This is a genomic window from Streptomyces sp. NPDC041205, from assembly GCF_055591765.1.
The window spans coordinates 24,735-49,680 of sequence record NZ_JBVIZH010000016.1 but is presented as its reverse complement, the minus strand read 5'-3'; the positions used below and the strand labels follow the sequence as shown (position 1 = coordinate 49,680).

23 protein-coding genes are annotated in these 24,946 nt (G+C 71.6%); 8 read left to right on the top strand and 15 right to left on the bottom strand.

Annotated elements, in window-relative coordinates; translation table 11 throughout:
* Positions 1 to 130 precede the first annotated feature (130 nt).
* The 9 genes from ACZ6BG_RS38005 to ACZ6BG_RS37965 all read right to left on the bottom strand — a co-directional run bounded on the left by ACZ6BG_RS38005 (position 131) and on the right by ACZ6BG_RS37965 (position 8,989).
* A complete protein-coding gene (locus ACZ6BG_RS38005; protein ID WP_469010656.1) occupies positions 131 to 544 on the bottom strand; it encodes a DUF3151 domain-containing protein in 414 nt (137 codons plus the stop codon).
* Between the two features lie 201 nt (positions 545 to 745).
* Positions 746 to 1,918 carry a MalY/PatB family protein gene (locus ACZ6BG_RS38000; protein WP_469010847.1) on the bottom strand — a complete coding sequence of 391 codons (1,173 nt, stop codon included), beginning with the start codon at positions 1,916 to 1,918 and terminating at the stop codon, positions 746 to 748.
* 98 nt (positions 1,919 to 2,016) lie between these two features.
* Positions 2,017 to 3,039 (bottom strand): class II fructose-bisphosphate aldolase, encoded by a 1,023-nt coding sequence (fbaA, locus tag ACZ6BG_RS37995; protein WP_469010651.1) that lies wholly within the window; start codon positions 3,037 to 3,039, stop codon positions 2,017 to 2,019.
* Between the two features lie 189 nt (positions 3,040 to 3,228).
* Complete coding sequence (gene pyrE, locus ACZ6BG_RS37990) at positions 3,229 to 3,780, bottom strand: orotate phosphoribosyltransferase (protein ID WP_190117936.1); 552 nt, start codon at positions 3,778 to 3,780, stop codon at positions 3,229 to 3,231.
* 28 nt (positions 3,781 to 3,808) lie between these two features.
* Positions 3,809 to 4,612, bottom strand: coding sequence for an aldose epimerase family protein (locus ACZ6BG_RS37985; protein WP_469010649.1), 804 nt, complete (start codon positions 4,610 to 4,612; stop codon positions 3,809 to 3,811).
* Between the two features lie 355 nt (positions 4,613 to 4,967).
* Complete coding sequence (locus ACZ6BG_RS37980) at positions 4,968 to 5,825, bottom strand: SRPBCC domain-containing protein (protein WP_469010647.1); 858 nt, start codon at positions 5,823 to 5,825, stop codon at positions 4,968 to 4,970.
* A 70-nt stretch (positions 5,826 to 5,895) separates the two neighbouring features.
* Entirely contained in the window at positions 5,896 to 7,485 is a 1,590-nt protein-coding gene (locus ACZ6BG_RS37975) for a polyamine aminopropyltransferase (RefSeq protein ID WP_469010645.1), read from the bottom strand.
* A gap of 195 nt (positions 7,486 to 7,680) precedes the next feature.
* Positions 7,681 to 8,202 (bottom strand): DUF2617 family protein, encoded by a 522-nt coding sequence (locus tag ACZ6BG_RS37970; RefSeq protein ID WP_469010644.1) that lies wholly within the window; start codon positions 8,200 to 8,202, stop codon positions 7,681 to 7,683.
* Between the two features lie 511 nt (positions 8,203 to 8,713).
* Positions 8,714 to 8,989 (bottom strand): hypothetical protein, encoded by a 276-nt coding sequence (locus tag ACZ6BG_RS37965; protein WP_469010643.1) that lies wholly within the window; start codon positions 8,987 to 8,989, stop codon positions 8,714 to 8,716.
* A gap of 182 nt (positions 8,990 to 9,171) precedes the next feature.
* Here ACZ6BG_RS37965 and ACZ6BG_RS37960 point away from each other — a divergent pair, with 182 nt between their 5' ends.
* A complete protein-coding gene (locus ACZ6BG_RS37960; RefSeq protein WP_469010641.1) occupies positions 9,172 to 10,443 on the top strand; it encodes a pyridoxal phosphate-dependent aminotransferase in 1,272 nt (423 codons plus the stop codon).
* 69 nt (positions 10,444 to 10,512) lie between these two features.
* Positions 10,513 to 11,706: a glycosyltransferase family 39 protein gene (locus ACZ6BG_RS37955; RefSeq protein ID WP_469010639.1), complete on the top strand. Its 1,194-nt coding sequence runs from the start codon at positions 10,513 to 10,515 to the stop codon at positions 11,704 to 11,706.
* 21 nt (positions 11,707 to 11,727) lie between these two features.
* Here ACZ6BG_RS37955 and ACZ6BG_RS37950 read toward each other — a convergent pair whose 3' ends face one another.
* Positions 11,728 to 12,270, bottom strand: a complete 543-nt coding sequence (locus ACZ6BG_RS37950; RefSeq protein ID WP_190117929.1) for a type III secretion system chaperone family protein — start codon at positions 12,268 to 12,270, stop codon at positions 11,728 to 11,730.
* Between the two features lie 93 nt (positions 12,271 to 12,363).
* Positions 12,364 to 14,991: an ATP-dependent chaperone ClpB gene (gene clpB / locus ACZ6BG_RS37945; RefSeq protein ID WP_469010637.1), complete on the bottom strand. Its 2,628-nt coding sequence runs from the start codon at positions 14,989 to 14,991 to the stop codon at positions 12,364 to 12,366.
* A 181-nt stretch (positions 14,992 to 15,172) separates the two neighbouring features.
* Between clpB and ACZ6BG_RS37940 the strand changes: the two genes are divergently transcribed.
* Complete coding sequence (locus tag ACZ6BG_RS37940; RefSeq protein WP_469010635.1) at positions 15,173 to 15,589, top strand: pyridoxamine 5'-phosphate oxidase family protein; 417 nt, start codon at positions 15,173 to 15,175, stop codon at positions 15,587 to 15,589.
* 173 nt (positions 15,590 to 15,762) lie between these two features.
* Here the strand turns inward: ACZ6BG_RS37940 and ACZ6BG_RS37935 are convergent, their stop codons facing one another.
* Entirely contained in the window at positions 15,763 to 16,134 is a 372-nt protein-coding gene (locus ACZ6BG_RS37935) for a hypothetical protein (protein WP_468460940.1), read from the bottom strand.
* Positions 16,135 to 16,480: 346 nt separating this feature from the next.
* Here ACZ6BG_RS37935 and ACZ6BG_RS37930 point away from each other — a divergent pair, with 346 nt between their 5' ends.
* The 3 genes from ACZ6BG_RS37930 to ACZ6BG_RS37920 are packed head-to-tail and all read left to right on the top strand — an operon-like array spanning position 16,481 to position 19,481.
* Positions 16,481 to 17,470: a helix-turn-helix transcriptional regulator gene (locus ACZ6BG_RS37930; RefSeq protein ID WP_469010633.1), complete on the top strand. Its 990-nt coding sequence runs from the start codon at positions 16,481 to 16,483 to the stop codon at positions 17,468 to 17,470.
* On the top strand, positions 17,467 to 18,447 hold the full coding sequence (locus ACZ6BG_RS37925) for a helix-turn-helix transcriptional regulator (protein WP_468481637.1): 981 nt from the start codon (positions 17,467 to 17,469) through the stop codon (positions 18,445 to 18,447). Before ACZ6BG_RS37930 ends, ACZ6BG_RS37925 begins: the two co-directional genes overlap by 4 nt.
* Positions 18,448 to 18,500: 53 nt before the next feature.
* Complete coding sequence (locus ACZ6BG_RS37920; protein WP_469010631.1) at positions 18,501 to 19,481, top strand: helix-turn-helix transcriptional regulator; 981 nt, start codon at positions 18,501 to 18,503, stop codon at positions 19,479 to 19,481.
* Positions 19,482 to 19,497: 16 nt separating this feature from the next.
* Here the strand turns inward: ACZ6BG_RS37920 and ACZ6BG_RS37915 are convergent, their stop codons facing one another.
* The 3 genes from ACZ6BG_RS37915 to ACZ6BG_RS37905 all read right to left on the bottom strand — a co-directional run bounded on the left by ACZ6BG_RS37915 (position 19,498) and on the right by ACZ6BG_RS37905 (position 21,926).
* On the bottom strand, positions 19,498 to 19,965 hold the full coding sequence (locus ACZ6BG_RS37915) for a hypothetical protein (RefSeq protein ID WP_469010628.1): 468 nt from the start codon (positions 19,963 to 19,965) through the stop codon (positions 19,498 to 19,500).
* Entirely contained in the window at positions 19,962 to 20,636 is a 675-nt protein-coding gene (locus ACZ6BG_RS37910; protein ID WP_469010625.1) for an MmyB family transcriptional regulator, read from the bottom strand. Before ACZ6BG_RS37910 ends, ACZ6BG_RS37915 begins: the two co-directional genes overlap by 4 nt.
* A gap of 309 nt (positions 20,637 to 20,945) precedes the next feature.
* Positions 20,946 to 21,926, bottom strand: a complete 981-nt coding sequence (locus ACZ6BG_RS37905; protein ID WP_469010622.1) for an MBL fold metallo-hydrolase — start codon at positions 21,924 to 21,926, stop codon at positions 20,946 to 20,948.
* 295 nt (positions 21,927 to 22,221) lie between these two features.
* On the opposite strand from ACZ6BG_RS37905, the gene ACZ6BG_RS37900 reads away from it, so the two are divergent.
* Positions 22,222 to 23,436 carry a helix-turn-helix transcriptional regulator gene (locus ACZ6BG_RS37900; RefSeq protein WP_469010620.1) on the top strand — a complete coding sequence of 405 codons (1,215 nt, stop codon included), beginning with the start codon at positions 22,222 to 22,224 and terminating at the stop codon, positions 23,434 to 23,436.
* Between the two features lie 513 nt (positions 23,437 to 23,949).
* Positions 23,950 to 24,909, top strand: coding sequence for a helix-turn-helix transcriptional regulator (locus ACZ6BG_RS37895; protein ID WP_469010619.1), 960 nt, complete (start codon positions 23,950 to 23,952; stop codon positions 24,907 to 24,909).
* The last annotated feature ends 37 nt before the right edge of the window (positions 24,910 to 24,946 follow it).

Sequence of the window (24,946 nt, the reverse complement as noted above, 5' to 3'; positions counted from 1 at the left end):
CCGGCACGGGGGCCCCGGTCCCCACCCGCATCCTCCGCAACATCCCCGGAAACGGCAAGACCTGCCTGGTCACACCGGGTGTCCAGGCAGGTCGTGCGCGGCCCGCGGGTGCGGTGGCCGGGCGGGGCCGCTAGCCAAGCGTGTCCGCCGCCGCCGGTGAGGAGTCGCGCAGGAACGTCGAGCAGCGCTCGTACTCCTCCTGCTCGCCGATCGCGCCCGCGGCACGGGCCAGGGCGTGCAGGGCGCGCAGGAAGCCGCGGTTCGGCTCGTGCTCCCAGGGGACCGGGCCGTGGCCCTTCCAGCCGCTGCGGCGCAGGGAGTCCAGGCCGCGGTGGTATCCCGTACGGGCGTACGCGTACGACTCGACGACGCGGCCTGCCTCGTACGCCTCGTCGGCGAGGCGGGCCCAGGCGAGGGACGACGTCGGGTACTTCGCCGCCACCTCCGTGGCCGGGGTGCCGGCCGCGAGGAGTTCGCGGGGCTCCGGGTCGTCGGGCAGGTGGGTCGGGGGCGGTCCCCCGAGCAGGTTCTCGTGAATGGCCATGGGACAAGTCTGCGGCATCCGTGGCCCTGCCGGGGGCTCCCCGACCCCACCCCTTCCCGAACCTGGGGGCCGCGCCCCCGAACCCCCGCTTGTCGGCGCTCCGCGCCTCGTCCTCGAACTCCCCCAAGCTCTTAAGGAGCAAGGGGCACCCCCATGACGGGCTGATACTCACCGGCACGTTTTCCAGCCCCCCGCGAGGCCCTACCCCCGCACCGCCCGAACCCCCCGCACCAACGCCTCCACCCCCACCTCGACCTTCCCCCGCGGACACCCCACATTCAGCCGCACGAACCCGGGCGCCCCGTACGTCCCCCCGGCCATGACGGCCACTCCCTGCCGCTCCACCAGCTCCCGCTGAAGCGCCTCGTCCCCCGCGCCCCCGAGCGCCGACCGCAGATCGACCCAGGCGAGATACCCCGCCTGCGGCGGCACCCACCCCAGCTCGGGAAAGGCCTCGTTCAACCGCTCCCCGACATACCGCAGATTCCCGTACGTATAGGCGCGCACGGCGTCCAGCCACTCCGCCCCCTCCCGGTAGGCGGCGATGTGGGCGGTGAGGGAGAGCACCGCGGGCGAGGCGAGCCCCTCCCCCGTGTCCATCCGCCGGACGAAGGCGGCATGGTCGTCGGGGTCCCCGACGAAGCCATAACTCCCGCTCAGGGAAGGGAAGTTGAAGGCCTTCGTGGCGGAGGTGACGAGGGCCCACCGCCCCCGGGCGTACCGGGTCCACGGCAGGTGGGTGGACCCGTCGTGCGTGAGGTCGGCATGGATCTCGTCGCTGATGACGGCGACCCCGTACCGCTCGCACAGCGCCGCGATCCCGCCGAGCTCGGCGTCGCTCCACACCCGCCCGGTGGGATTGTGCGGCGAACAGAGCAGCAGCACGCGCGCGCCGGACCGGGCCAACTCGGCTTCGAGGAGGGCGAGTCCGGGATCGTCGACGGGCACGGTGCGCAGCTCGCGGCCGAGCCCGCCGACGACCTTCCGGAACCCGTCGTAGGTGGGCGTGTGCACCACCACCCCGTCCCCGGGCTCGGTCCACATCCGCAGGAGCTGGGATATCTGGTTGAGCACGGACGGGGCGTACACGAGCGCACCGGGGTCGACGTCGGTGTCGTGGCGCTGTTTGAACCAGTCGCGGACGGCGCCGCGGAAGTCGTCGTTGCGCCAGTCCGTGTAGCCGAAGACGCCGTGCGCGACGCGGCGTTGGAGCGCGTCGAGGACGGGCGGGGCGCAGGCGAAGTCCATGTCGGAGATGGTGAAGGGGAGCAGGTCGGCGACGCCGTCCCACTGGACGCACCAGGTGCCGTACCGGTCGACGGGGGTGTCGAAGTCGTACTCCACGGGTTCGTGCTTCACGGGTTCGTGCTTCATGGACGCGTCCTCCACGGGCTCGTACTCCACGACGGGTTCCTCCGGACATGCCGCGGGCCCGGCACCCACGCGGAGTACCGGGCCCGACGAACGGTGACCTACTTGAGCTTCGTGCCGGTGGAGCGCAGGTTCGCGCAGGCCTCGGTGACCCGCGCGGCCATGCCCGCCTCGGCGGACTTGCCCCAGGTGCGGGGGTCGTAGGTCTTCTTGGAGCCGACCTCGCCGTCGACCTTCAGGACGCCGTCGTAGTTCTTGAACATGTGGTCGGCGACGGGACGCGTGAAGGCGTACTGCGTGTCCGTGTCGAGGTTCATCTTCACGACGCCGTTCTCCAGGGCGGTCGCGATCTCCTGCTCGGTGGAGCCGGAGCCGCCGTGGAACACGAAGTCGAAGGGGGACTGCTTGCCGTACTTGGAGCCGACGCCCTCCTGGAGGTCCTTCAGGAGCTCGGGGCGGAGCACGACGTTGCCCGGCTTGTAGACGCCGTGGACGTTGCCGAAGGAGGCGGCGAGCAGGTAGCGGCCCTTCTCGCCCAGGCCCAGGGCCTCGGCAGTGCGGATCGCGTCGTCGACCGTGGTGTACAGCTCGTCGTTGATCTCGTGGGTGACGCCGTCCTCCTCGCCGCCGGTCGGGGTGATCTCGACCTCGAGGATGATCTTCGCGGCGGCGGCCTTGGCGAGCAGTTCCTGGCCGATGGCCAGGTTGTCGGCGAGGGTCTCGGCGGAGCCGTCCCACATGTGGGACTGGAAGAGGGGGTTGCGACCGGCCTTGACGCGCTCGGCGGAGACGTCCAGGAGCGGGCGGACGTAGCCGTCGAGCTTGTCCTTCGGGCAGTGGTCGGTGTGCAGCGCGACCGTGATGTCGTACTTCGCCGCGACGATGTGCGCGAACTCGGCGAGGGCCACCGCGCCCGTCACCATGTCCTTGTTGTACTGGCCGCCCAGGAACTCCGCGCCACCCGTGGAGATCTGGATGATGCCGTCGCTCTCCGCCTCCGCGAAGCCGCGCAGCGCAGCGTGCAGGGTCTGCGAGGACGTCACGTTGATGGCCGGGTAGGCGAACTTGCCTGCCTTCGCCCGGTCGAGCATCTCGTTGTAGACCTCGGGGGTTGCGATGGGCATGTGTCCGCTCCTTGTGATGTGCGGGGTGAGTGCTGCTCTGCTGCTGTGTCCCTGACCTGGGGTACCTGGAGGACCGGTGGGACCGGTGGTACCGGGGGCGACGCCGTCGTCGCCCCCATCTTTCCAGACTCGCCGGATTGCTCCAGCCCGAGCGCGGCACCCGTGCGGGGCGCCGCGCGGCGGCATCGCTCAGTCGAGGCCGAGCTCGTCCTTCGAGTACGCGAAGAGGTACGGGACCCCCGCGCCCTCGGTGATCTTCTCGGCGGCGCCCGTCGCGCGGTCCACGATCGTCGCCACGCCCACGACCTCGGCCCCGGCCTCGCGGACCGCCTCCACGGCGGTCAGCGGGGAGCCGCCGGTCGTCGACGTGTCCTCGACCACGAGCACCCGGCGGCCCTTGATCTCCGGGCCCTCCACGCGGCGCTGCAGACCGTGCGCCTTCGCGGCCTTGCGGACCACGAAGGCGTCCAGGCGCCGGCCCCGGCCCGCGGCGGCGTGCAGCATCGCCGCGGCCACCGGGTCGGCGCCCATCGTCAGGCCGCCCACGGCGTCGAACTCCAGGTCCGCGGTCAGGTCGAGGAGGACCTCGCCGACCAGGGGGGCGGCCTCGCCGTCGAGGGTGACGCGGCGCAGGTCGACGTAGTAGTCGGCCTCGATGCCCGAGGAGAGCGTCACCTTGCCGTGCACGACGGCCTTGTCCTTGATCTGCTGCAGCAGGTCGCCGCGTACGTCGTTCGTCATGGCTACGAGCTTAAAGGCGCCGTGGGGGTCACAGGCGCCGCCAGGTCCAGGTGGTCGACGTCTCCAGGGGCTCCAGCGGGGTGACGAGGCGGGGCGCGGTGTTCAGGCCGTTCGGCGGGCCCGTCTGCGGCTCCACGCACACCGCTTCCGCGGGCTCGTCGTACACCACGACCCACTGCTCCCGGCTCGCCACCTTCAGCTCCAGGCGGCCCGGCCAGGTCAGGGTCACGTCCACGCCGTCGGGCATCCCGAAGCAGTCGTCCCAGGGGCCGGGGGTCGGGTCGATCCGGGTGCCCGTGGGGAGGTGGTCGTCGCCGCGCAGTTCCTGCCAGGCGGCGGCGAAGTCCAGCCGGACGCCCTCGGCGTCCGCCGGGTCGCCCGGCAGGTGGCGGTTGAACCACGGGTGCCAGCCCGCCTGCGCCGGGAACGAGTCCTCGTACGTCTCGATCGCCAGCCTCAGCGTCAGGGCGTCCTCGGTCAGCTCCACGACCTGCGTGACCCTGCCCGGGTACGGCCAGGGGTCCGTCAGGTCGTACGTGAACACCGCCTCGCGGTCGGTCACGCGGGCCGTCTTCCACTTGGCGTCGCGGGCGGTGCCGTGGATGGCGTGCGGCGGCGAGTTCACCGGGAGCTGGTGCGGAACGTCGCCGTTCCTGAACCTTCCCTCCCTGGTGCGGCCGCACCACGGCACCATCGGGAAGCTCCCGTACCGCTCCCCCTGCCGCAGCAGTTCGACCCCGTCGACCCGCAGACTCCCCACCCGGCAGCCGTCCCCCGGCCGCACCGTCACGTCCGCGCCACCCGCGCCCAGCCTGATCTCATCACTACTCACACCCCCGACCTTACGACCGCCGCCTCCCCGCCGGGGGCTCCCCAACCCCGCCCCTTCCCGAAACCGGGGCTCCGCCCCTGGACCCCGGGGGTGGGGCGTCCCGTTCGGGCGGGCCCGGGGCACCGCCGATCGGCGCTCCGCGCCTCGTCCTCAATCGCCGGACGGGCTGAAACTTCGCGGGGCGGGGTGCTGTGGGGCGGGGTGGTTCGGGGCTGATGGTGCCGGGCTTCCGGGTGGCCCCGGAGGAAGTCAGGGCGGGTGGGTGGGAGATAGCCCGTCCGGCGTTTGAGGACGAGGCGCGGAGCGCCGATTCGGGGGCGCCCCCGGCGCAGCCGCACTGGGCGCCCCCGCCAGCTCAGCGCCGGCGACGCAGCACCCGGCCCACCACGATCGCCGAAGCCAGCACCACCGCCGCCGCGGGCGCGGCCCAGCGCAGCGTGGCGACCCCGCCCGACATCGCCTCGGGCACCGGCACGGGCGCGTACCGCCCCCGGGGCGGAGCGTGGTCGACCTCCTCCGCACTGCGCCCGATCATCGTCCGCCGAGCATGCGCGGCCTCCGCCGCAGCCCCACCCCCGACGTCCAACACCCGGTCGAAGTCATCCGCCATCGGGTCCAAGGACGGAGGCGGCACCTCGGCGTCGTAGATCCCCCCGGCCTCCTCGACGGAGTCGGCGGCATCGGCGGAGTCGGCGGAGGCGGAGTCGGAGTCAGCGGAGGCGTCCCTGCCCGGATCCCGGCCGGAGGCCTCCGCAGAAGCCGCAGAGGCCCTGGCCGCACCCACCCCCAACCCCTCCCCGAACCTCCCGAGCAACCTCCGCACCGCCGACTCCACAGCCTGTGGAGAACTTTCGGCGATCTCGGCGATGCGCCCGTCGCCGGAGCCCGTGCCGGTGAAGGTGAGGCTGGTGCCACCCTCCGCGGCGGGGGCGAGGCGCAGGGTGAGGGAGAACTTCACGGAGCCACCGCCGCGCACCTCGGTGCCCTCGCCGTCGAGGGAGTAGGCACCCCCGCCCCGGGGGGCGAGCCGCAGGGCGCCGCGGTAGGTGATCGTGTGGCCACCGACCCGCACCCGCAGCCGCCCGGACAGGGGCGGCGACTCCGCGTCGGCATCACGCTGCAACCCCGGCACAGCGCCGGCGACCCGCTCGGGGTCGGCGAGCGCTTCGCGGAGCGGCTCTTCCGGGACCGGTACGAACACCTCATGCTCCATGACAGTCGAGCGTACCGACGCCCACCGCGTGATGTACGACACTTGTCCGCGCCGAGGGCCGGACGACCCGTCAGTCGGCGTACCGCGGATGCACGAGGGTGGAGGGGGCGACGGGCTGCCGGGCACCGGGCCGGACGCGCTGGGCGGCGCGCGCGCCGGACCGCAGGATGGTGGAGTCCGCGGCGGCGACAAGCCCTTCGGGCCCGCGGGCGGCGAGGACGAACCCCCAGTCGCGAGGGTGGACGGTGCCGTCGGCGGTCCGGTCGGGCCCGGCGGCGAAGCCGGAGTGACGCCCCGTCACGCGGTAGGGCGTGGTGGCGAGCCCGGCGGCGCGCAGGGTGGCGTCGACGGTCCAGTAGGTGTGGGCGCGGGTGGCGACGGGCCCGGCGTGCACGGCGAGGCGGCCGCCGTCGGTGAGGGCGCGGGCGACGAGGCCGTAGAACTCCTGGGAGTAGAGCTTGGTGCTGGCGGTGATGCCGGGGTCGGGCAGGTCGGCGACGACGACGTCGTAGGGGAGGCGGCGGGCGTGCGGCCCGCGCAGCCAGTGGAAGGCGTCGGCGTGCACGACCCGCACCCGCGGGTCGCGGTAGACGTGTCCGTTGAGTTCGCTGAGCGCGGGATCGTTGCGGGCGAGCTTCACGACGCCGGGGTCGATCTCGACGATGTCGACGCGGCGCACCCCGGAGTGGCGAAGGACCTCGCGGGCGGCGAGCCCGTCGCCGCCGCCGAGGACGAGGACGCGGGCGTGCGGCCCGCCGCGCATGGCGGGCTGGACGAGCGCCTGGTGGTAGCGGTGTTCGTCGCGGCCGCTGACGCGGAGTCTGCCGTCGAGGAAGAGGTCGAGGGATTCGCGGCGGCCGCCGGTGAGGACGACTTCCTGGACGCCGGTCTGGACGGCGACGCGGATGTCGGAGCCGTAGACGGCGCGGCGGGCGGCACGCTCGAAGTCGTCGACGAGGACGGCGGCGGAGGCGAGGACGGCGAGGACGGTGATGTTGGTGGCGAGGAGTATCCAGCGGCCGCGCCCGCTCAGGTCGCGGCCGAACAGGCCGAAGACGAGGGCCCCGCCCGCGAGGACGTTGACGGCGCCGGTGAGCAGCGCCCCGGTGAGTTGTCCGAACCAGGGCAGGAGCAGGAAGGGGAAGGCGAGTCCGCCGACGAGCGCGCCGACGTAGTCCGCGGCGAACAGGTCGGCCACGGCGCCGCCCGCGTCCTGCCGTCGGACGCGCTGGATCAGCACCATCAGGAGGGGCACTTCGGCGCCGATGAGGACGCCGATGGCGAGCGAGAACGCCACGAAGAGGTAGCGGGAGCCGCTGGCCCACACCTCGCCGCGGTCCCCGGACCAGGCGAAGGCCGCGTACAGCGTCATGGCGCTGCAGCCGCCGACGAGGGCGAGGGCGGCCTCGATGAGGCCGAATCCGGCGGCGGCCCGGCAGCGCAGCCGCTTGGCGAGCAGCGAGCCGATGCCCATCGCGAACACCATCACGGACAGCACGACGGAGGCCTGGGTGACGGAGTCACCGATCAAGTACGAAGCGAGGGCGACGAGTTCGAGTTCGTACACGAGTCCGCAGGCGGCACAGATGAACACGCCCGCGAGGACGAGGAACCGGCCTGTCCGGGGCGTGACGGGCAGACGCTCGGGCGGCTCGATCACGCTGCGAACGCTACGTCACCGAACGCTTACGCCAAGTCCCCCACAAGGGTGGAGGTGCCCGGGTGGACGTGTAAGACGCACGAAGGGCCGCAGGGCGCGTGCGGGTGACATCGGTGCCGCGCCCGCGCACACGGGTCCGCCGCCGCCCCGGGCGCCCCGCCCGTCACGGGGCGGCCGCAGGGGAGTTCCCCCACGTCACAGCGCCGCCGGCATCCGCACGCCGACCCGGGTCCTGGTCGCCACCAGTTGTCCGTCCTGCGGATAGGCGTGCCAGGTGCGCCACATGACCGAGCCCTCGTGGCGCTGGGCGAGCATCGCGGTGAAGGCGTGCGGGATGCCGGGGAAGACTCCGGCGAGGCCGTGGGGGTGCTCGGTGACCAGGGCCAGCAACTCCTGGGCTCGGCCCGCGAACTGCCCCTGCGACAGCGTTTCGACGCAGGCCGCGAACTCGTACTCCCACTCGCCCACCCGCTTGGACACGCCGAGCGGCAGCGGGGTGCTGCTGCCGGGGATGCAGGCCACCGTCTCGGAGCAGCTGCCGCCGTGCTCCTCCTCCAGGAGCACTTGGTGGGAGGCCCCGAGGAGTCTCAACTGGACGGTGGCGCCGGACAGTTCGAGGTCGAGCGTGGCAAGGGCGGGCAACGGCTCGCGGCCGAGGGCCCAGGCCAGGTCCCCGGCGCGCGTGTCGGTATAGACAGTCTTCAGGGTCGTGAGCATGGGTCGGCTCCGCTAAGCACGCAATGGAGGTGGGGCCGGCGCACCCGGTCGGACACCAGGAGGTCGGAATGCCGGCTCGTGCCCACGGAGAAGTCCCGATCGTTGATTGAACTGAGAACGTCCGAGGGCGGTGTGACGGTTAAGAGGGAATCATGAACTGCGACACTGCCACAGCGTTTTTACCCAACTTCGTAGGGTTTCCATCCCCTAGAGGGCCGAACAGTTCATCTGTTCACGTTTCTGCAAACTCAGACGATCCAGAAGCGTCCCGGTACGGTCGCCAATAGCCCCATTTCGCCCCTGTCGCCCCGCGGCGACCCGCTGCGCAGCGCTTTCTCCACGCGCCGCGTCAACATCCGTCCTCTCGCGCCCCGGCACCGCCAAGTCACCTGCCCGTCAAGGCCTCCCGGCACCCCCGGCACCCCCCGGCACCCCCGCCCGACAACGACGAAGCGCCCGCCGGGAGTTGACTCCCGGCGGGCGCTTCGCCCAGTGGACCAGCTGCCCCGTGTCAGCTGCCTCCGCCGCATCCACCCCCGCCACCGCCACCGCCACCGCAGGACGAGCCGCCGCCGCAGGACGAGGAGCCGCCGCCGCAGGTGGAGCCGCCACCGCTGCACGAGGTCGCGCCGCTGTGGCTGCTGCCGCCGCTGGACGCCCACCAACTGCCGCCGCCGGCCCCGGACGCCGTGCGGCGTCCGCGGCTGCCGCGCACGCGGGCGGCGCCGATCGTCAGCCCCGCGATCATCAGCACCACAAGACCAAGGAAGAGGACGACAAGAATCATGTCCCTCACTCACCTTTCCGTTCCCCCGATGCCCGGGACGCCTCGTGTTCCCCCGGAACCACGAAGCGTCCCGCGCCCTGCGGTTGTTGTCCCGCGTCGTTGCGTGACAAGGGCATGCCCCCGGCCATTCGCGGCCAAAGCAGAGTTGAGGAACTCCAGAGGTTCGGCGCAGGATGACGGCCATGACGTCCTCTTCTGGCTCAACCGGCACCACCGGCGCCCCGGGCGCCCCGGGTTCCTCAGCGAGCGGTCGCCCGCTGCTCAACCGCCGTCTGGCCGAATTCGGCACGACGATCTTCGCCGAGATGTCCGCCCTCGCCGTGCGGACGGGGGCGATCAACCTGGGCCAGGGCTTCCCCGACACGGACGGCCCCGAGGAGGTGCGGGAGGCGGCGGTGCGGGCGCTGCGCGAGGGACGCGGCAACCAGTACCCGCCGGGCCCCGGCGTGCCCGAGCTGCGCGCGGCGGTCGCGGACCACCAGGCGCGGGTCTACGGCCTGGGCTACGACCCCGACCGGGAGGTCCTGGTCACCGCCGGTGCCACCGAGGCCATCGCGGCCTCACTGCTCGCCCTGGTCGAGCCGGGCGACGAGGTCATCGCCCTTGAGCCGTACTACGACTCGTACGCCGCCTCGATAGCGCTCGCGGGCGGCACCCGGGTGCCCGTGACCCTGCGGCCGCGCGAGGGACGCTTCGTCCTCGACCTGGACGAGCTGCGCGACGCCGTCACCCCGCGCACCCGGCTGCTGCTCCTCAACACCCCGCACAACCCGACGGGCACCGTCCTCACCCGCGAGGAGCTGGCCGCGATCGCCGAACTGGCCGTCGAGCGGGATCTGATCGTGGTCACCGACGAGGTCTACGAACACCTGGTCTTCAGCGACGCCCCGGCACCCGACGGCTCCGGCACGCCCGCGCACATCCCTCTGGCGTCCTTCCCCGGCATGCGCGAGCGGACCGTCACCATCGGCTCGGCGGGCAAGACGTTCTCCTTCACCGGCTGGAAGGTCGGCTGGGTGACGTCCACGCCTGAGCTGGTCACGGCGGTGCGCTCGGCGAAGCAGTACCTGACGTTCGTGGCGTCGGGCCCGTTCCAGTACGCGGTCGCGGAGGCCCTCGCGCTCCCCGAGTCGTACTTCACGGGCATCCGCGAGGACCTGCGCGCCAAGCGGGACCTGCTGTCGGCGGGCCTGACGGCGGCGGGCTTCGAGGTCTACCGCCCGCAGGGCACGTACTTCATCACCACCGACATCCGCCCGCTCGGCGAGGACCGTTCGCACGGCGGCGACGGCTTCGCCTTCTGCCGCGCCCTGCCCGAGCGCGCCGGGGTCGTCGCCATCCCGAACGCCGTCTTCTACGACCACCGCGAGGCGGGCGCGCCCTTCGTGCGGTTCGCGTTCTGCAAGCGCGCGGAGGTCCTCGCGGACGCGGTGGAGCGGCTCAAGGCGCTGTAGGGCGACGCCACCCACCCACACGGACCCACCCGGCTCGCGCCCGCCGCCACGACCCCGGAGGGTTCGGGTGTGACCCACCCGAGCCCCACCGTCCCGGCCCCGCTCACGAAACCGCCCCGCACCCGCTGTCTGGCCCTGGAGCCCAAGGGCCCGACGGCCGTGCGCGCCCTCGGTGTCTTCGCCGCCGCCCGCCTCACCGGGCTGCTCGCGGTGACGGCCGTGGCGCACGCCACCGGCCAGGACACCTTCCGCCTGCTCGGCCGCTCCTGGGACTCCCGCTGGTACACCGGCATCGCCGCCCACGGCTACGGCCGCACCCTGTACTTCGAGCCCGCCGTGGTCCAGAGCGACCTGGCTTTCTTCCCGCTGTACCCGGGCCTGATCCGCGCGGTCACCACCGTCACACCGCTGTCCCACGGCGCGGCCGGGCTGCTCGTGTCCTGGCTCGCCGCCGGGGCCGCCGCCCTCGGCATCTACGCCGTCGCGGCCCGCCTGTACGACCGCCGCACCGCGACCGTCCTCGTGCTCCTGTGGGGTCTCATGCCCCACTCCGTCATCCTGTCGATGGCGTACACCGAGCCGGTCCTCACCGCGCTCGCCGCCTGGTCCCTGTACGCGCTGCTCACCGGGCGCTGGCTGTGGGCGGGCACCCTCGCGGCGCTCGCGGGCCTGGCCCGGCCGAACGGCTTCGCGGTGGCGGCGGCAGTGCTCGTGGCGGCGGTCTGCGAGATCGTCCGGCGGCGCGGGCGCGGGGTTCCCCACAGGCTGTGGACGGGCACGCTGCTCGCCCCGCTCGGCTGGGGCGCGTACGTCCTGTGGGTCGGGGCCCGCGAGGGCGATGTGCTCGGCGGCTACTTCGCGGTGCAGCGCGGCTGGGGATCGCGCTTCGACTTCGGCGCGGGCTCGCTCGCCTTCGTCAAGCACCTGCTGCTCGACGGCGACAAGCTGGTCTTCTCCATGACGCTGGTGATCGTCGCGGTGGCCGTGCTCCTGTACGCGCTCCTGGTGGCCGAGCGGGCGCCGCTGCCGCTGCTCGTCTACACCGGCGTGCTGCTCCTGATCACGGTCGGCGGCTCCGGCTTCTTCGAGTCCAAGCCGCGCTTCCTGCTGCCCGCCTTCCCGCTGCTCATCCCGCTCGCGTGCGCGGTCCTGCGGACGGCGAGAGCCCGGCCGAGGGCCGCCTACCTGGTGGTCGGCGCCCTGGCCGGGCTCTCGGTGGCGTACGGGACGTATCTGGTGACGATCGCCCGCATGCCGTTGTAGTCACCGCCGCGCGGCGGGCCCTCAGGCCTCGTCGTCGCCGGGCTTCTCCTCGCCGTCGGCGGAGTCGACGGCCTGCTCGAGGCCGAGCTGCTCGACGAGCCAGCGGTCGAACTCGATCGCGGCGCGCACCCAGCTGACGGTCGAGGAGACGAAGTGCTCCAGCGAGACGCCCGTGCCGATCAGCATCTGGGCCTCGCCGATGAGGCGGACCGTGCCGTCGTCGTGGGTGTGGCTGTAGACCTTCGGCCACAGCGTGCGCCGGTTCCAGTCGTCGATGGACTCCAGGAGCTGGAGCTTCTCCTCGATGCCGTGCGGCCGGTCGTAGAACGTCCGCACCGAGAAGACCGCCTGGTCGTCCTCGCCGCGGAACATGAAGTACGTACGGAACTCCTCCCACGGCGCCGCGAGGTCACCCTCGTCGTCGACGACGTACTTGAGTTCCATCTGGTCCAGGAGCTGCTTGACCAGGTCCTGGTCAGGGACGACGGGGCCCGCCGGTCCTGCGCCCTGCTGCGGTTCGGGCTGGCCCCCGAAATTCGGAATCGAGGACGGGTCGATGCTCACCGTGTATTTCCCTTCGTACGGATTGAGCCATCCTCTCCCATGCCGGGCGGGGGCTCGCAACCCCCGCCCGCCTATGTGACCGGTTACGGCGCCTTACAGCGACTTCCCGGTTGTCCCCGGACCCGTCCCGGCCCCCGCGGGACCGACGATGAGCCCGTCCCCGAAGACGTCCACGCGGACCGTGTCCCCGTCCTTGACCTCGCCCGCCAGGATCTCCTTGGCGAGCCGGTCGCCGATGGAGGTCTGGATGAGGCGGCGCAGCGGCCGGGCGCCGTACGCCGGGTCGTTGCCCTCGTCCGCGAGCCAGGCGAGCGCCGCGGGCGTGACGTCGAGCGTGAGCCGCCGGTCGGCGAGGCGCTTGGCGAGGCGCGCGATCTGCAGCTCGGCGATGTGCGCCAGTTCGTCCTTGCCGAGCGCGGAGAACACGACGAGGTCGTCGAGGCGGTTCAGGAACTCGGGCTTGAAGGAGGCCCGTACCACTTCCAGAACCTGCTGCTTCTTCTCCTCCTCGCTGGTCAGGGGCTCGACCAGATACTGGCTGCCGAGGTTGGACGTGAGGATCAGGATGGTGTTGCGGAAGTCCACCGTCCGCCCCTGCCCGTCGGTCAGCCGGCCGTCGTCGAGGACCTGGAGCAGCACGTCGAAGACCTCCGGGTGCGCCTTCTCGACCTCGTCGAGCAGCACCACCGAGTACGGGCGCCTGCGCACGGCCTCGGTGAGCTGGCCGCCCTCCTCGTACCCGACGTAGCCGGGCGGGGCGCCGACGAGGCGGGCGACGCTGTGCTTCTCGCCGTACTCGCTCATGTCGATGCGGACCATGGCCCGCTCGTCGTCGAAGAGGAAGTCGGCGAGCGCCTTGGCCAGCTCGGTCTTGCCGACGCCGGTCGGGCCGAGGAACAGGAACGAGCCGGTGGGGCGGTCGGGGTCGGCGATCCCGGCGCGGGTGCGGCGCACGGCGTCGGAGACGGCCTGGACGGCCTCGGTCTGGCCGATCAGACGCTTGCCCAGCTCTCCCTCCATGCGCAGCAGCTTCTGCGTCTCGCCTTCGAGGAGGCGCCCGGCGGGAATGCCGGTCCAGGCGGCCACCACATCGGCGATGTCGTCGGGGCCGACCTCCTCCTTGACCATGGTGTCGGACTCGGCGGCCTTCTCCTCCTCGGCCTCCGAGGCGGCCTCCAGGTCCCGCTCCAGGTCGGGGATCTCGCCGTACAGGAGCTTGGAGGCGGTGTCGAAGTCGCCGTCGCGCTGCGCCCGCTCGGCCTGCCCGCGCAGCTCGTCCAGCTTCTCCTTCAGCTCGCCGACGCGGTTGAGGGACTGCTTCTCCTTCTCCCAGCGGGCGGTGAGCCCGCGCAGCTCCTCCTCCTTGTCCGCGAGGTCGCGCCGCAGCTTCTCAAGGCGCTGCTTGCTCGCCGGATCCGTCTCCTTGCTGAGCGCAAGCTCCTCCATCCGCAGCCGGTCGACGGCGCGCTGCAGCTCGTCGATCTCGACCGGCGAGGAGTCGATCTCCATCCGCAGCCGGGACGCGGCCTCGTCGACGAGGTCGATGGCCTTGTCGGGGAGGAAGCGCGAGGTGATGTACCGGTCGGAGAGCGTGGCGGCGGCGACGAGCGCGCTGTCGGCGATCTGGACCTTGTGGTGGGCCTCGTACCGCCCCTTGAGCCCGCGCAGGATCGCGATGGAGTCCTCGACGGACGGCTCGGCGACGAGCACCTGCTGGAACCGCCGCTCCAACGCCGGGTCCTTCTCGATCCGCTCCCGGTACTCGTCGAGGGTCGTGGCGCCGACCATCCTCAGCTCGCCCCGCGCGAGCATGGGCTTGAGCATGTTCCCGGCGTCCATGGCCGAATCCCCACCGGCCCCGGCCCCCACAACCGTGTGCAACTCGTCGATGAACGTGATGATCTGCCCGTCGCTCTCCTTGATCTCGGAGAGCACGGTCTTCAGCCGCTCCTCGAACTCGCCCCGGTACTTGGCGCCCGCGACCATGGCTCCGAGGTCCAGCGACACGAGCCGCTTGTTCTTCAGCGACTCCGGTACGTCGCCCTTCACGATCCGCTGCGCGAGCCCCTCGACGACGGCGGTCTTGCCGACGCCGGGCTCACCGATGAGCACGGGGTTGTTCTTGGTCCGCCGCGACAGGACCTGGACGACCCGCCGGATCTCCTGGTCCCGCCCGATGACCGGGTCGAGCTTGCCCTCGCGGGCTGCGGCGGTGAAGTCCGTGCCGAACTTCTCCAGGGCCTTGTACTGCCCCTCGGGGTCAGGGGTGGTCACGCGACGCCCTCCACGGCTCGTCTCGAAGGCGTCGAGCAGCTTCTTCGCGCTCGCGCCGTTCTGGTTCAGTACCTCACCGGCGGCTCCGCCCTTCGCGGCGAGGCCGATGAGCAGGTGTTCGGTGGAGAGGTAATCGTCGCCCAGCTCCTTGGCGCGCTGCGCCGCATCCGCGACGACGGCGAGCAGCTCGCGGTCGGGCCCCGGCGGGGAGACGGTCGACCCGGTGACGCTCGGCAGCCCCGCGAGGACGCGCTCGGCCCCCGCGCGCACGGCCGCCTGGTCGGCGTCCACCGCGGCGAGCAGGTCGGTGATGTTCTCGTTGTCCTGGCCCTCCAGGAGCGCGAGCAGCAGATGCGCGGGGGTCAGGTCGGGGTTGCCGCCGGACACGGCCCGGCTGGTGGCCGCGTTGATCGCGTCCCGGCTCCGGTTGGTCAGCTCGGCGTCCACGTGCGGGTTCTCCTCCTGGTCGCTGGGTGTTCCGGGTACGGGGCGCGGGCCGTCCCGCCCGCGGGGCCCCACCCCAATACTGACTTAGCCAACGTGCACAAAGTTGAGTCTATTCCACTCAAGGGTGGGTCCGGAACCCGGAAATCCCGGAACTCCCGGAGGGAGGGTTAGGTTCCTGCCCATGAGCATCGACCTGGGCGACCCGCCCGCCCCGTACCTCAGCTTCTGGCGAGAACGCCATCTGTGCACCCTGACGACCCTGCGCCCGGACGGCACCCCGCACGTCGTCCCCGTAGGCGTCACCTTCGACCCGGAGGCGGGCATCGCCCGCATCCTCGCGAACCGGTCCAGCAGGAAGGTGGCCCACGTCCGCGCGGCCTCCGGCCCCGACGGACCCGGCGCGCGGGTCGCGGTCTGCCAGGTGGAGCGGCGACGCTGGGCGACCCTGGAGGGCCTCGCCGAGGTGTCGGCCGACCCGGAGCGGGTGGCCGAGGGGATGCGGCGGTACGAGGAGAGGTACGGGCGGGTGCCGTCGCCGAACCCGGACCGGGTGGTGATCGAGATCCGGGTGACCCGGGCGCTGGGGAAGGCGGGCTGAGGGGGCCGGGGTCGCGGGCGCGGTCACACGGCTCCGGCCCCGGCCCCGCCGGACCGGGCCGCTCCGGTCACCGCCACCGGCACACACCACAGCGGCGCCACCGTGTTCAGGTCCACGGTGGCGCCGCTGCTGGGGGAAGCACCTGCGCGATTTACAACGACGGGGGAATCGCGTCAGGCGCTGCGGGGGGTGGCTGCGAGGGAGTCTGCGGAGGCGGTCTGCCGCTCGACGGCCTGTCGGTCGGCTTCGCGCTTACGCTTGTCGATCACTTGGTGGTCGCGCTGGTCGAGGTTCACGAAGACCATGCCGTAACGCACGGCGCAGCGGACCGGCTGCGGCGCGCCGCGGGGGCGGCGCAGGCAGCGGTAGGCACGGATGTCCTCGTCGTCGTCGCGGACGATGACGACGGGTTCTCCGACCAGGGTGACCATCAACGAGTCGCCGGGGTGGGGGATCGCGGTGGCGAGGTCGATGAAGTGCCAGCCGGAACGGTAGGCGGTGGCCATTTCGCGGCGGAAGGTGCGGTCGTCAGGGGGAGTGGTCATGGCTACGCAACCCCCGTCGGAGCCGAGCCCCACCAGACATCGCTCTGCCCGGCCGCGTCGATCGGTGCGGCCGCCCATACGACATCCGGCGGTGCGGCATTGGACGTCGGCGTCTGCGCGCCGACCTGGCCCGCGTCGACGACGGCCAGAGCACTGATGGCCAGACCGGCCGAAAGGGCACCGATAAGCACTGAGCGAAGCATTCCCTTGCACATAGCGGGCTTCGTCCTCACTTCCCATAGTGACTTCCCCCGGCCTCCCAAGACGATGGCTCATTCGGCCATGCACGCACCACAGGAGCGATGCATCATGTTCCTGCACGTTCAGGAGCCTGGGGGGTGGAGCTATGACAACAAAGGATCCAATTCGGGCACATCCTCATTCCGTAGCCGAGCTATGCGAAGAGGGCAAGCGGCTCTACGCCGACGCGCTGCGCGCGGGGCGCATCGCTCGGACCGAGGCCGCCACGGCCCCGTGCCTGGTCGAGTTCGCTCTTCTGCACCCGGATCCCGATGATCCGGAGTGGCTCCGTCCGGTGCCGCCGACCGCAGCCCTCGCGCAGCGGCTCCGGCCCATCGAGCGCGAGATCCAGGACCGCCGCGCGCTTGCCGTGGAACTGACCGACACCTTTGAGCCATTCCTGGCCATCAGCGCCCAGGACCGCTCGATGGCTCACGCGATCACGGTCCTCGAAGGCTCCGAGCGGATCAACGCGGCCATCCAACTAGCGATAGCGGAGTGCCAGTCGGAAATCCTGACGGTGCAGCCGGGGGGCGGGCGCAGCGAGGAGATCCTTCGGGAGGCGGTGAAACGCAGCCAAAGCATCATCGAGCGCGGCATCACGATGCGTACGCTCTACCAGCACACGGCGCGGCACAGTCAGGGCACCATCGCCTACGCCGAGTACATGAAGCAAGGCAAGGTCGAGGTCCGCACCCTCGAGGAACTCGTGGACCGGCTGATGGTCTTCGACCGCACGGTCGCGTACATCCCGGCGCAGGAGGACGGTCAAGTGGCCCTGGAGCTGAGGCACCCGGGGCTCGTGACGTACCTCGCGAACGTCTTCGAGCAGCTCTGGCAGCGCGCGTCGCCGCTGCTCGAAGAGGCACCGTACGGACCGCCCACCGACGGCATCACCGGCGTGCAACGCTCCATCGCCCGCCTCCTCATCGAAGGCCACGTGGACGAAGCCATCGCCCGCCGCCTCGGCATGAACGTGCGCACCTGCCGCGCCCACATCGCCAAAATCGCCGCCGCCCTGGGCAGCGGAAGCCGCGCCCAGCTCGGCTACCTCATCGCCCAGTCCGGCATCCTCGAGCAGGACAAACCGAGATGACCACCGAACCCCGCCCGCACCCTCACGGCCCCGACGAGCTGTGCGACGCAGGTTCGGCCCTCTACGCCCGGGCCCTGCGCGAGGGCCGCGTCCGCCACCGGGAGGCCGACACCGCCCCCTGCCTCATCGACTTCGGCCTCCTGCACCCCGACGTCGAGGACATGGCGTGGCTGCGCCCCACCGCGCCCGCCGTGGCGCTGCCCCAACTCCTGCGCGGCATCGAGGACCACATCGCCCGCCACCGCGAGCGGGAGGAACGCCTGACGGCGATGTTCGAGCCGCTGATGGCCCTGGACGCCCGGCAGGCGGCCGGGGGGGAGCCCCCCGAGATCACCGTCCTCGACGGCTTCGAGCGGATCAACGCGGCCATCGCCCGGGCCATGGCCGACGCCTCCGGCGAGGTCCTCACCGTCCAGCCCGGCGGCGTCCGCTCCCCCGAGGTCCTCGCCGACGCGCTGCCCCGCGAACAGGAACTGCTCAGCCGCGGCTGCCGGATGCGCACCCTCTACCAGCACACCACCCGCCACTCCCTCCCCGCGCTCGCCCATTACGAGCAACTGGACGGAGACGTAGAGGTACGCACGCTCAATGAGGTAACCGAACGCATGGTGGTCCTGGACCACTCGGTGGCTTTCATCCCCGCCAGCAAGGACCGCACGGTCGCCCTCGAAGTACGCCAACCGGCCATCGTCGACTACCTCATCACCACCTTCGAACGACTATGGCGCCTGGCCACGCCGATGTTCCCGCATGCGGCCCAGCTCCCCGCCGAGAACGGCATCACCACCCGTCAGCACGCCATCGCCGAACTCCTCGTGGAAGGTCTCACCGACACCGAGATAGCCGCGCGCCTCGGCATGAACGTCCGCACCGCCCGCGAACACATCGCGAAACTCGCCGCGATCCTCGGCAGCAACAGCCGCGCCCAGCTCGGATATCTCATTGGTCAGTCAGGGATCCTCGACCAGAATCACTAGCTGTCGGACACCTGGGGCGGGGGGCTTCGGGGAAGTGCGGGAGGGGCAGCGACGTGGTGGTGGAGCACAGATCGCACGCGGAAGGGCTGCTGTGCGAGGCGGGCAGAAACGCGTACCTGCGCGCTCTCCAGGACAGCGGGATCCGAGCTCAAGATGCCGAAGCGATTCCGTGCCTCGCCGACCTCGACCTTCTGCACCGGGACACTGAGGACCCGCTGTGGCTCCGTCCCGTGGCGCCGTCCGTAGCCCTGGCCCAACTGCTCTACCAGACAGAAGAGCACATCGCCCAGCAACGATTGCGCGGAGCGCGAATGGCCGCCGCTTTCGAATCACTCATGCCACTCACTCACGTGACGGATCCCGTATCGCCCTCGCCGTCCATGACGGTCCTGGAGGGCATCGACCAAATCGACCCGGCCATACGCCGGGCAGGAGCCAGGTCCTCCCAGGAACTCCTCCTCATCCAGCCCGGCGGCAAGCGGCCGGCCGAAAAGCTCCCCGAAAGTCTGCCCATATCGCAGGGTGTGCTCGACCGGGGCGGACGCGTACGCACGCTCTATCAGCACACAACGCGGTATTCCCAGCCCGCTCTGGGCCACTATGAACAGCTGGACGGCGACGTCGAAGTCCGCACCTTGGATGAACTACCCAGACGCCTCATCCTCTTCGACCGCACGTATGCGTTCGTCCCCGCCAGCAAAAGCCGCGACGACGTGGCACTCGAACTCCGCCAGCCAGCCATCATCAACTACCTGGTCGCCACCTTCGAACTCCTGTGGCGCCTGGCCACCCCCATGTTCCCGAACGCGGAACCACTCCCCGCCCCGAACGGCATCACCCCCCGCCAACAAGCCATAGCCACCCTCCTCACCGAAGGCCTCACCGACGCCGACATCGCCGCCCGCCTCGGCATGAACGTCCGCACAGCCCGCGTCCACATCGCCAAGCTCTCGGCGGTCCTGAAGAGCACAAGCCGGGCCCAGCTCGGCTACCTCATCGGCAAGTCGGGCATCCTCGACCGCACATCGGGCTGACCCTGCCGGACAGGCCCTAGTGGTACACAGCCCGCTGCAAGGGCAGCCCCAACGCCCGCAGCGCCGAGCGCACCACGCACTCCGCGTCCAAGGCCTCCGCGCCAAGATCAAGCACGGCGGACTGTTCCCACCGCACCGACGAGGGGCGCCCCATGCTGACCTGCCAAACAGACGCGCGGTCGTCCAGGGCGATGTTGAGGACGCGGACGACGGAGACCTTGGCCACGACCTGGAGGGGGAAGTCACCGGCCAGCATCTGGCGGTCCACTACCCAGGTCACGGGATAGCCGCGGCCGTTGAGGTCGGCGGCCATGGCGTGCAGGAGCGTGGCGAGACCGGCGCGCTCCAGGACCGGGCCGACCGGAGCGATGGGGGTGACGGGGGTGACGGGGGCGACCTGGCCCACCGGTGCCACCGTCCGCGGCGGCACCGCCGGGGCGGCCTCCGTGGCCCTGGCCCGCGGGGCGGCCTTCTCCAGCCTCATGCCGGTGACGGCTTCTCGTCGAGCGGGTCGAAGAGCAGCACGACATGCCGCGCCCCCGGCGAACTCGCCGGTTCCGAGACGACCATCGTGATCTGCCCGGGGCCTTTTCGCGGGTGGTAGAGGGGCCGGACGTCACCGTCGGGGTGGATGTACACCTCGGTGCTGCGCTCGTAAATGGGGCCCGCGTACTTGTCGCGTTTGACGTCCGCGTTCAGCTGCGCGAGGGAGCGGTTCTCCGGATGCTGAATGTGGGCGAGCCGGATCTGGTTGAGAATTCCGGGCGCCCAGCGCGTCTCCCAGTCCGTGAGAATGTGATCGCGGGCCTCGTCGGCGAGCGCCATCCACCGCATGGTGTTCTCCGGCGGTTTGCCGTCTTCGAAGATGTCGGCGAACGGCTGGTTGTACGCCACCAGGTCCCATTGGACGTTGTTCACGTACGAGATTTCGCGCTGCCCGGAGACGGCCCGCTGCCACGCGGCGGCGGCAGGCATCAGGACGCCGTCCGTGGGGTCGAGGGGGTGCGGCGGCCGCTGGCCGAGGCTGAGCAGATAGACCTGCGTGAACTCGTCCTCGCTCATCCGCAGGATCCGCCCGACCTCGCGCAGGTAGTCGTCGCGCGGGGACAACTTTCCGCTTTCGAATCGGTGGTAGGTGCCCACCGAGCGGTTCATGAGGATGTCCATATCGGGTTGTGCGAGACCGTGCACACGGGGCCCGGGGCGCCCCGTCGGCTTCGGCGGCAGACCCACTTCGGCGGGTGTGATTCTGGAACGCAGTTCTTTGAGTATGCGACGCAGCGCTTCCTCGTCCACTGCGTTCCCCCCTTTCCCGCTTCCCCGCTCCCCGTAGCCGTGAACATGGCCTGCCACGAGCACGGTTCCTGCACCATAAGCCCAAACGAGTCGCCGACCAACAGATCGTATTCATCGGACTCTTCCGCGTAACGCCCGGGTGGGCGGGGAGCCGTCCGGGCGCGGTGGTCAGCCGGCCGCCGCGGTGGCGTGGTGGTGCGTGTACGCCCAGCGTGCCGCGTGCGTGGCCAGATCCACCATCTCGATGGGCGCCGTCGCCTCGCCGAGGTGGTGGTACTCGATGAACGTCAGCATGACGACCCGCTCCGGCGCGCCCAGGTGCGGGTGGAATCCGGCGGCGAGGATGTCCGCCGCGGCCTCGTACGCGCCGAGCCCCCGCCCGTACCGCTCCTTGATCTCCCCTTCCAGGTCCCGCAGATAGCCGATGTACGCGCGCACCCCGTCGGGCCCGACGACCCGGCCGTGGCCCGGCACGATGTGCTCGGCGTCGAGCGCGAGCACCGCCTCGGCGGCCCGGACGACCTCTTTGAGCGGCCCCTCCCAGTGCACGGGGTGGTCGCCCTCGAAGATGACGTCGCCCGCCATCACGACGCCCTGCTGCGGCAGGTGCGCGACCAGGTCCCCGGCGGTGTGCGCCGGACCCACTTCGAGGAGGCGCACCTCGATGTCCCCGACCTGGAAGTCGTAGGAGCCGTTGAAGGTGACGGTGGGCGGGACCACGGTGATGCCGGTGTAGTCGTACGCCCCGAAGCGTTCGCGCGCGTACCAGCCGAGCGGGTTGGCCGGGTCGCTCGCGTGCACCAGGTACTGCATCTGCTGCGGGGAGATCTCGCGGCAGTGGCGTTCCAGGCTGGCCTGGGAGCTGATGATCTCGGCACCGGGGAAGAAGGCGTTGCCGAAGCAGTGGTCGCCGTTGGCGTGGGTGTTGACGACCGTGCGGACCCGGGCGCCCGGGGGCAGGGCGCGGTCGGCGGCGGCGATGAGCGCGCGGGTCATGCGCTCGTCGTAGGGGGTGTCGATGAGCGCGGTGTCGTCGCCCGAGGTGATGAGCAGGCAGTTGGCGAGGCCCCAGGAGCCCGCGGCGCCGCGCGGCGCCCAGAGGTAAAGGCCGTCGCCGCTCAGGGCGGTGAGGTCCACAGGAAGGTCCATGGACGTATTTTCGTCGGGAGTGGGGGGTTTCCCGGCTGTGGGGATGGCCACAGTGGCGACAACCAGTGTTGTTGAATTTTGAATAATTGGTTCGGCATCGCAGGGGATAAACCCGCCATTGATATCAGTTCTCTCGTTGACAAGGATGGCGGGTCACGAAGGATGACAGCTCACGAAGGATGACGGCCCGGCTCACAACTCACGGGCGCCCGCCCGTGGCTGAGGGCCCGTCGGTGACGCTCGACCACGGCGTCCGTCCTTCGCACGATCACTGCAATCCGAGCAGGGGGAGCATGTGCAGGACGTTGTGACGCAGGCAGCCCCCACCGTCCGCGGCGGGTCGCAGGGCGCGGCCGGTGCCCGGCTGACCGGGCCCGCCCCGACCGGGGAGCCCGCCGCCCGCCACCACGTGCCGCACGAGCCCGTGGACGTGTGCGAGGCCGGGCGGGTGCTGTACCTGCGAGCCCTTCAGGAACGCCGAGTTCCCGCCAAAGCCGCCGCCGCGACCCCGTGCCTCATCGACACCGGGCTCCTCCACCCGGACCCCGACGACGCCACCTGGCTGCGGCCCACCGCGGCCGCCGTCGCCCTGCCCCGCCTCCTTGAGGACATCGAGGGCCGCGTCGCCCGCCAGCGCGGCCGGGCGACCCGGCTGGCCGCCTCCTTCGAGCAGTTCCTGCGGCTCGGCGCCGACGGGCCCTCGGACCTCTCGCCGTCGCCGGTCACCGTGCTCAAGGGGGTCCCGCGCATCCGGCTCGCCGTCCGGCAGGCGATGGCCGATGCCTCCGAGGAGATCCTCGGCATCCAGCCCGGCGACTCCCGGCCGCGGCTGCTTCCGCACAACGAGCCCTGGCGCCTGGAGGAGTTCGCCGAGCGCGGCGGGCACATGCGGATGCTCTCGCGGCCTCGGACGGCCGACGACGTGCTGCCCGGGCTGCGCCTCCCCGACTCCTCCCTGCCCGACCCCGGACAGCCCGACTCCTCCCTACCCGGCCCCGGACAGCCCGGATCCGCCCCGACCGGACCAGGACAGCCCGGCCCCGGCGGGTCCGGGCCCGCAAGCCCCGCCCCATTAGGTCCCGCCCCCGCGAGGGCCGTCGGCCGTGAGGTCCGCACGCTCGACGAACTCCCGCCCTGCCTCCTCGTCTTCGACCGGGACGTCGCGTTCATCCCGGCCGTCGAGGACGGCTCGATCGCCTTCGAGCTGCGCTCCAGCGCCCTCGTCAGCTATCTCTCGACGGCCTTCGACATCCTGTGGCGCCTGGCCACGCCCCTGTACCGCGAGGACACCCCGCCCCCGCCCGAGCAGGAGATCAGCGACGTCCAGCGCGCCATCGCGCACTTCCTCACCGAGGGCCGCACCGACGCGGAGATCGCCCGGCACCTGGACATGAACGTCCGCACCGTCCGGCTGCACGTGGCCAGGCTCGCCGCCCTCCTCGGCAGCCGCAGCCGCACCCAACTCGGCTATCTCATCGGCCGCTCGGGCCTGGTCGAGCAGCACCAGTAGGCGCACGCGCGGTCAGCGGGCACACCGGGCGCGCTCGTTCGCACCCTCGTTCGCACCCGCGCATACGCCCTCCCCGGCACGCCGTCTCCGTGATCCCGCGCGCCCATGGCCTCATGGAGGTGCTGCCCCGGCACGCACCGCACCGCCGAGCGCGGGCAGCCTGACCGGGGAGGGAGTACGACGTTGTCCGGCGAGCAGAGACCCAAAAGCGCAGAGGACCCGGCACGGAGACCGGCGACAGGACCGGCGACAGGACCGGCGACAGCGCCAACGCCCGCACCTGCAACGGCACCAGAACCCGCACCACCGGACCCCGCACCGGCACCCGCACCACCGACGACCGCGCCCCCCGACCCCTCCGGCCCCCACACCGCCCACGGCCCCGACACCCTGTGTCCGCCCGGCGCCGCCCTCTACCGCCGGGCCCTGTGCACGGGCCGCCTCCACACCCGCGAGGCCGAACCGGCCCCGTGCCTGGTCGACTTCGGGCTGCTGCACCCGGACATCGACGACATGCAGTGGCTCCTTCCGAGCGAGCCCACGAGCGCGCTGCTCGGGCTGTTGCGGGGCATCGAGGAGCAGGTCGGGCTGGAGCGGCAGCGCGAGGCGGAGCTGATGGCGGCCCTGGAACCACTGCTCACCCGCGTCCCCGCCCAGCCCGGGAGACCCATCGGCCCGCCCGCGAGACCCGCCGACACCTCCACGCAGCCCGAGAAGCCCACCGGCGACCCCACCCAGCCGGAGAGCCCCACTCACCCCAACAACCCCGCCACCTCTACCAGCGCCATCAGCCCCACCAGCCCCACCAGCCCCGCCATCACCCTCCACACCACCCTCCCCCACATCGCCCACGCCATCGACGCGGCCGTGTCCCGGTGTGCGGAGGAGGTCCTGACGATCCAGCCGGGCGGTTTCAGGCCCATCGCGGATCTGGGCGCCGCGCCGCCGCGCGAGCAGGCGCTGCTGTCCCGCGGCTGCCGGATGCGCACGCTCTACCAGCACACGACCCGGCACGCCTTCCCCGTGATCGCGCACTTCGAGCGCCTCGACGGCGATGTGGAGGTGCGGACGCTGAGCGAAGTCACCGAGCAACTGGTCGTGTTCGACCGCGCGGTCGCGTTCGTACCGGCCGACCGGGACTCCACCGAGGCCCTGGAGATCCGCGCGCCCGCCGTCGTCGGCTATCTGGTCGCGCTCTTCGAGCGGCTGTGGCACCTCGCCACGCCGATGTTCCCGCACCCCGCGGCGCCGCAGCCCGCCAAGGACGGGGTCACCGCCCGCCAGCGGGCCATCGCCGAACTCCTCGTCGAGGGCCTGACGGACGCCGAGATCGCCGACCGGCTCGGCATGAACGTACGGACCGTACGCGTCCATATCGCGAAGCTCACCAGCACCTTGGGCAGCCGCAACCGCACGCAACTCGGATTCCTCATCAATCGCTCAGGAATCCTGCGCCCCGGGCACCCCGTGTGAATCACGAACGTCCGGATTTGCCGCCACTTGCCCCTAC

Excerpts from the sequence above, each read along its gene's own strand:
- ACZ6BG_RS38005 (WP_469010656.1), bottom strand. The coding sequence starts at position 544 with ATGGCCATTCACGAGAACCTGCTCGGGGGACCGCCCCCGACCCACCTG.
- ACZ6BG_RS38000 (WP_469010847.1), bottom strand. The coding sequence starts at position 1,918 with ATGAAGCACGAACCCGTGAAGCACGAACCCGTGGAGTACGACTTCGAC.
- fbaA (WP_469010651.1), bottom strand. The coding sequence starts at position 3,039 with ATGCCCATCGCAACCCCCGAGGTCTACAACGAGATGCTCGACCGGGCG.
- pyrE (WP_190117936.1), bottom strand. The coding sequence starts at position 3,780 with ATGACGAACGACGTACGCGGCGACCTGCTGCAGCAGATCAAGGACAAG.
- ACZ6BG_RS37980 (WP_469010647.1), bottom strand. The coding sequence starts at position 5,825 with ATGGAGCATGAGGTGTTCGTACCGGTCCCGGAAGAGCCGCTCCGCGAA.
- ACZ6BG_RS37970 (WP_469010644.1), bottom strand. The coding sequence starts at position 8,202 with ATGCTCACGACCCTGAAGACTGTCTATACCGACACGCGCGCCGGGGAC.
- ACZ6BG_RS37965 (WP_469010643.1), bottom strand. The coding sequence starts at position 8,989 with ATGATTCTTGTCGTCCTCTTCCTTGGTCTTGTGGTGCTGATGATCGCG.
- ACZ6BG_RS37960 (WP_469010641.1), top strand. The coding sequence starts at position 9,172 with ATGACGTCCTCTTCTGGCTCAACCGGCACCACCGGCGCCCCGGGCGCC.
- ACZ6BG_RS37940 (WP_469010635.1), top strand. The coding sequence starts at position 15,173 with ATGAGCATCGACCTGGGCGACCCGCCCGCCCCGTACCTCAGCTTCTGG.
- ACZ6BG_RS37935 (WP_468460940.1), bottom strand. The coding sequence starts at position 16,134 with ATGACCACTCCCCCTGACGACCGCACCTTCCGCCGCGAAATGGCCACC.
- ACZ6BG_RS37930 (WP_469010633.1), top strand. The coding sequence starts at position 16,481 with ATGACAACAAAGGATCCAATTCGGGCACATCCTCATTCCGTAGCCGAG.
- ACZ6BG_RS37925 (WP_468481637.1), top strand. The coding sequence starts at position 17,467 with ATGACCACCGAACCCCGCCCGCACCCTCACGGCCCCGACGAGCTGTGC.
- ACZ6BG_RS37915 (WP_469010628.1), bottom strand. The coding sequence starts at position 19,965 with ATGAGGCTGGAGAAGGCCGCCCCGCGGGCCAGGGCCACGGAGGCCGCC.
- ACZ6BG_RS37910 (WP_469010625.1), bottom strand. The coding sequence starts at position 20,636 with ATGAACCGCTCGGTGGGCACCTACCACCGATTCGAAAGCGGAAAGTTG.
- ACZ6BG_RS37905 (WP_469010622.1), bottom strand. The coding sequence starts at position 21,926 with ATGGACCTTCCTGTGGACCTCACCGCCCTGAGCGGCGACGGCCTTTAC.
- ACZ6BG_RS37895 (WP_469010619.1), top strand. The coding sequence starts at position 23,950 with ATGCAGTGGCTCCTTCCGAGCGAGCCCACGAGCGCGCTGCTCGGGCTG.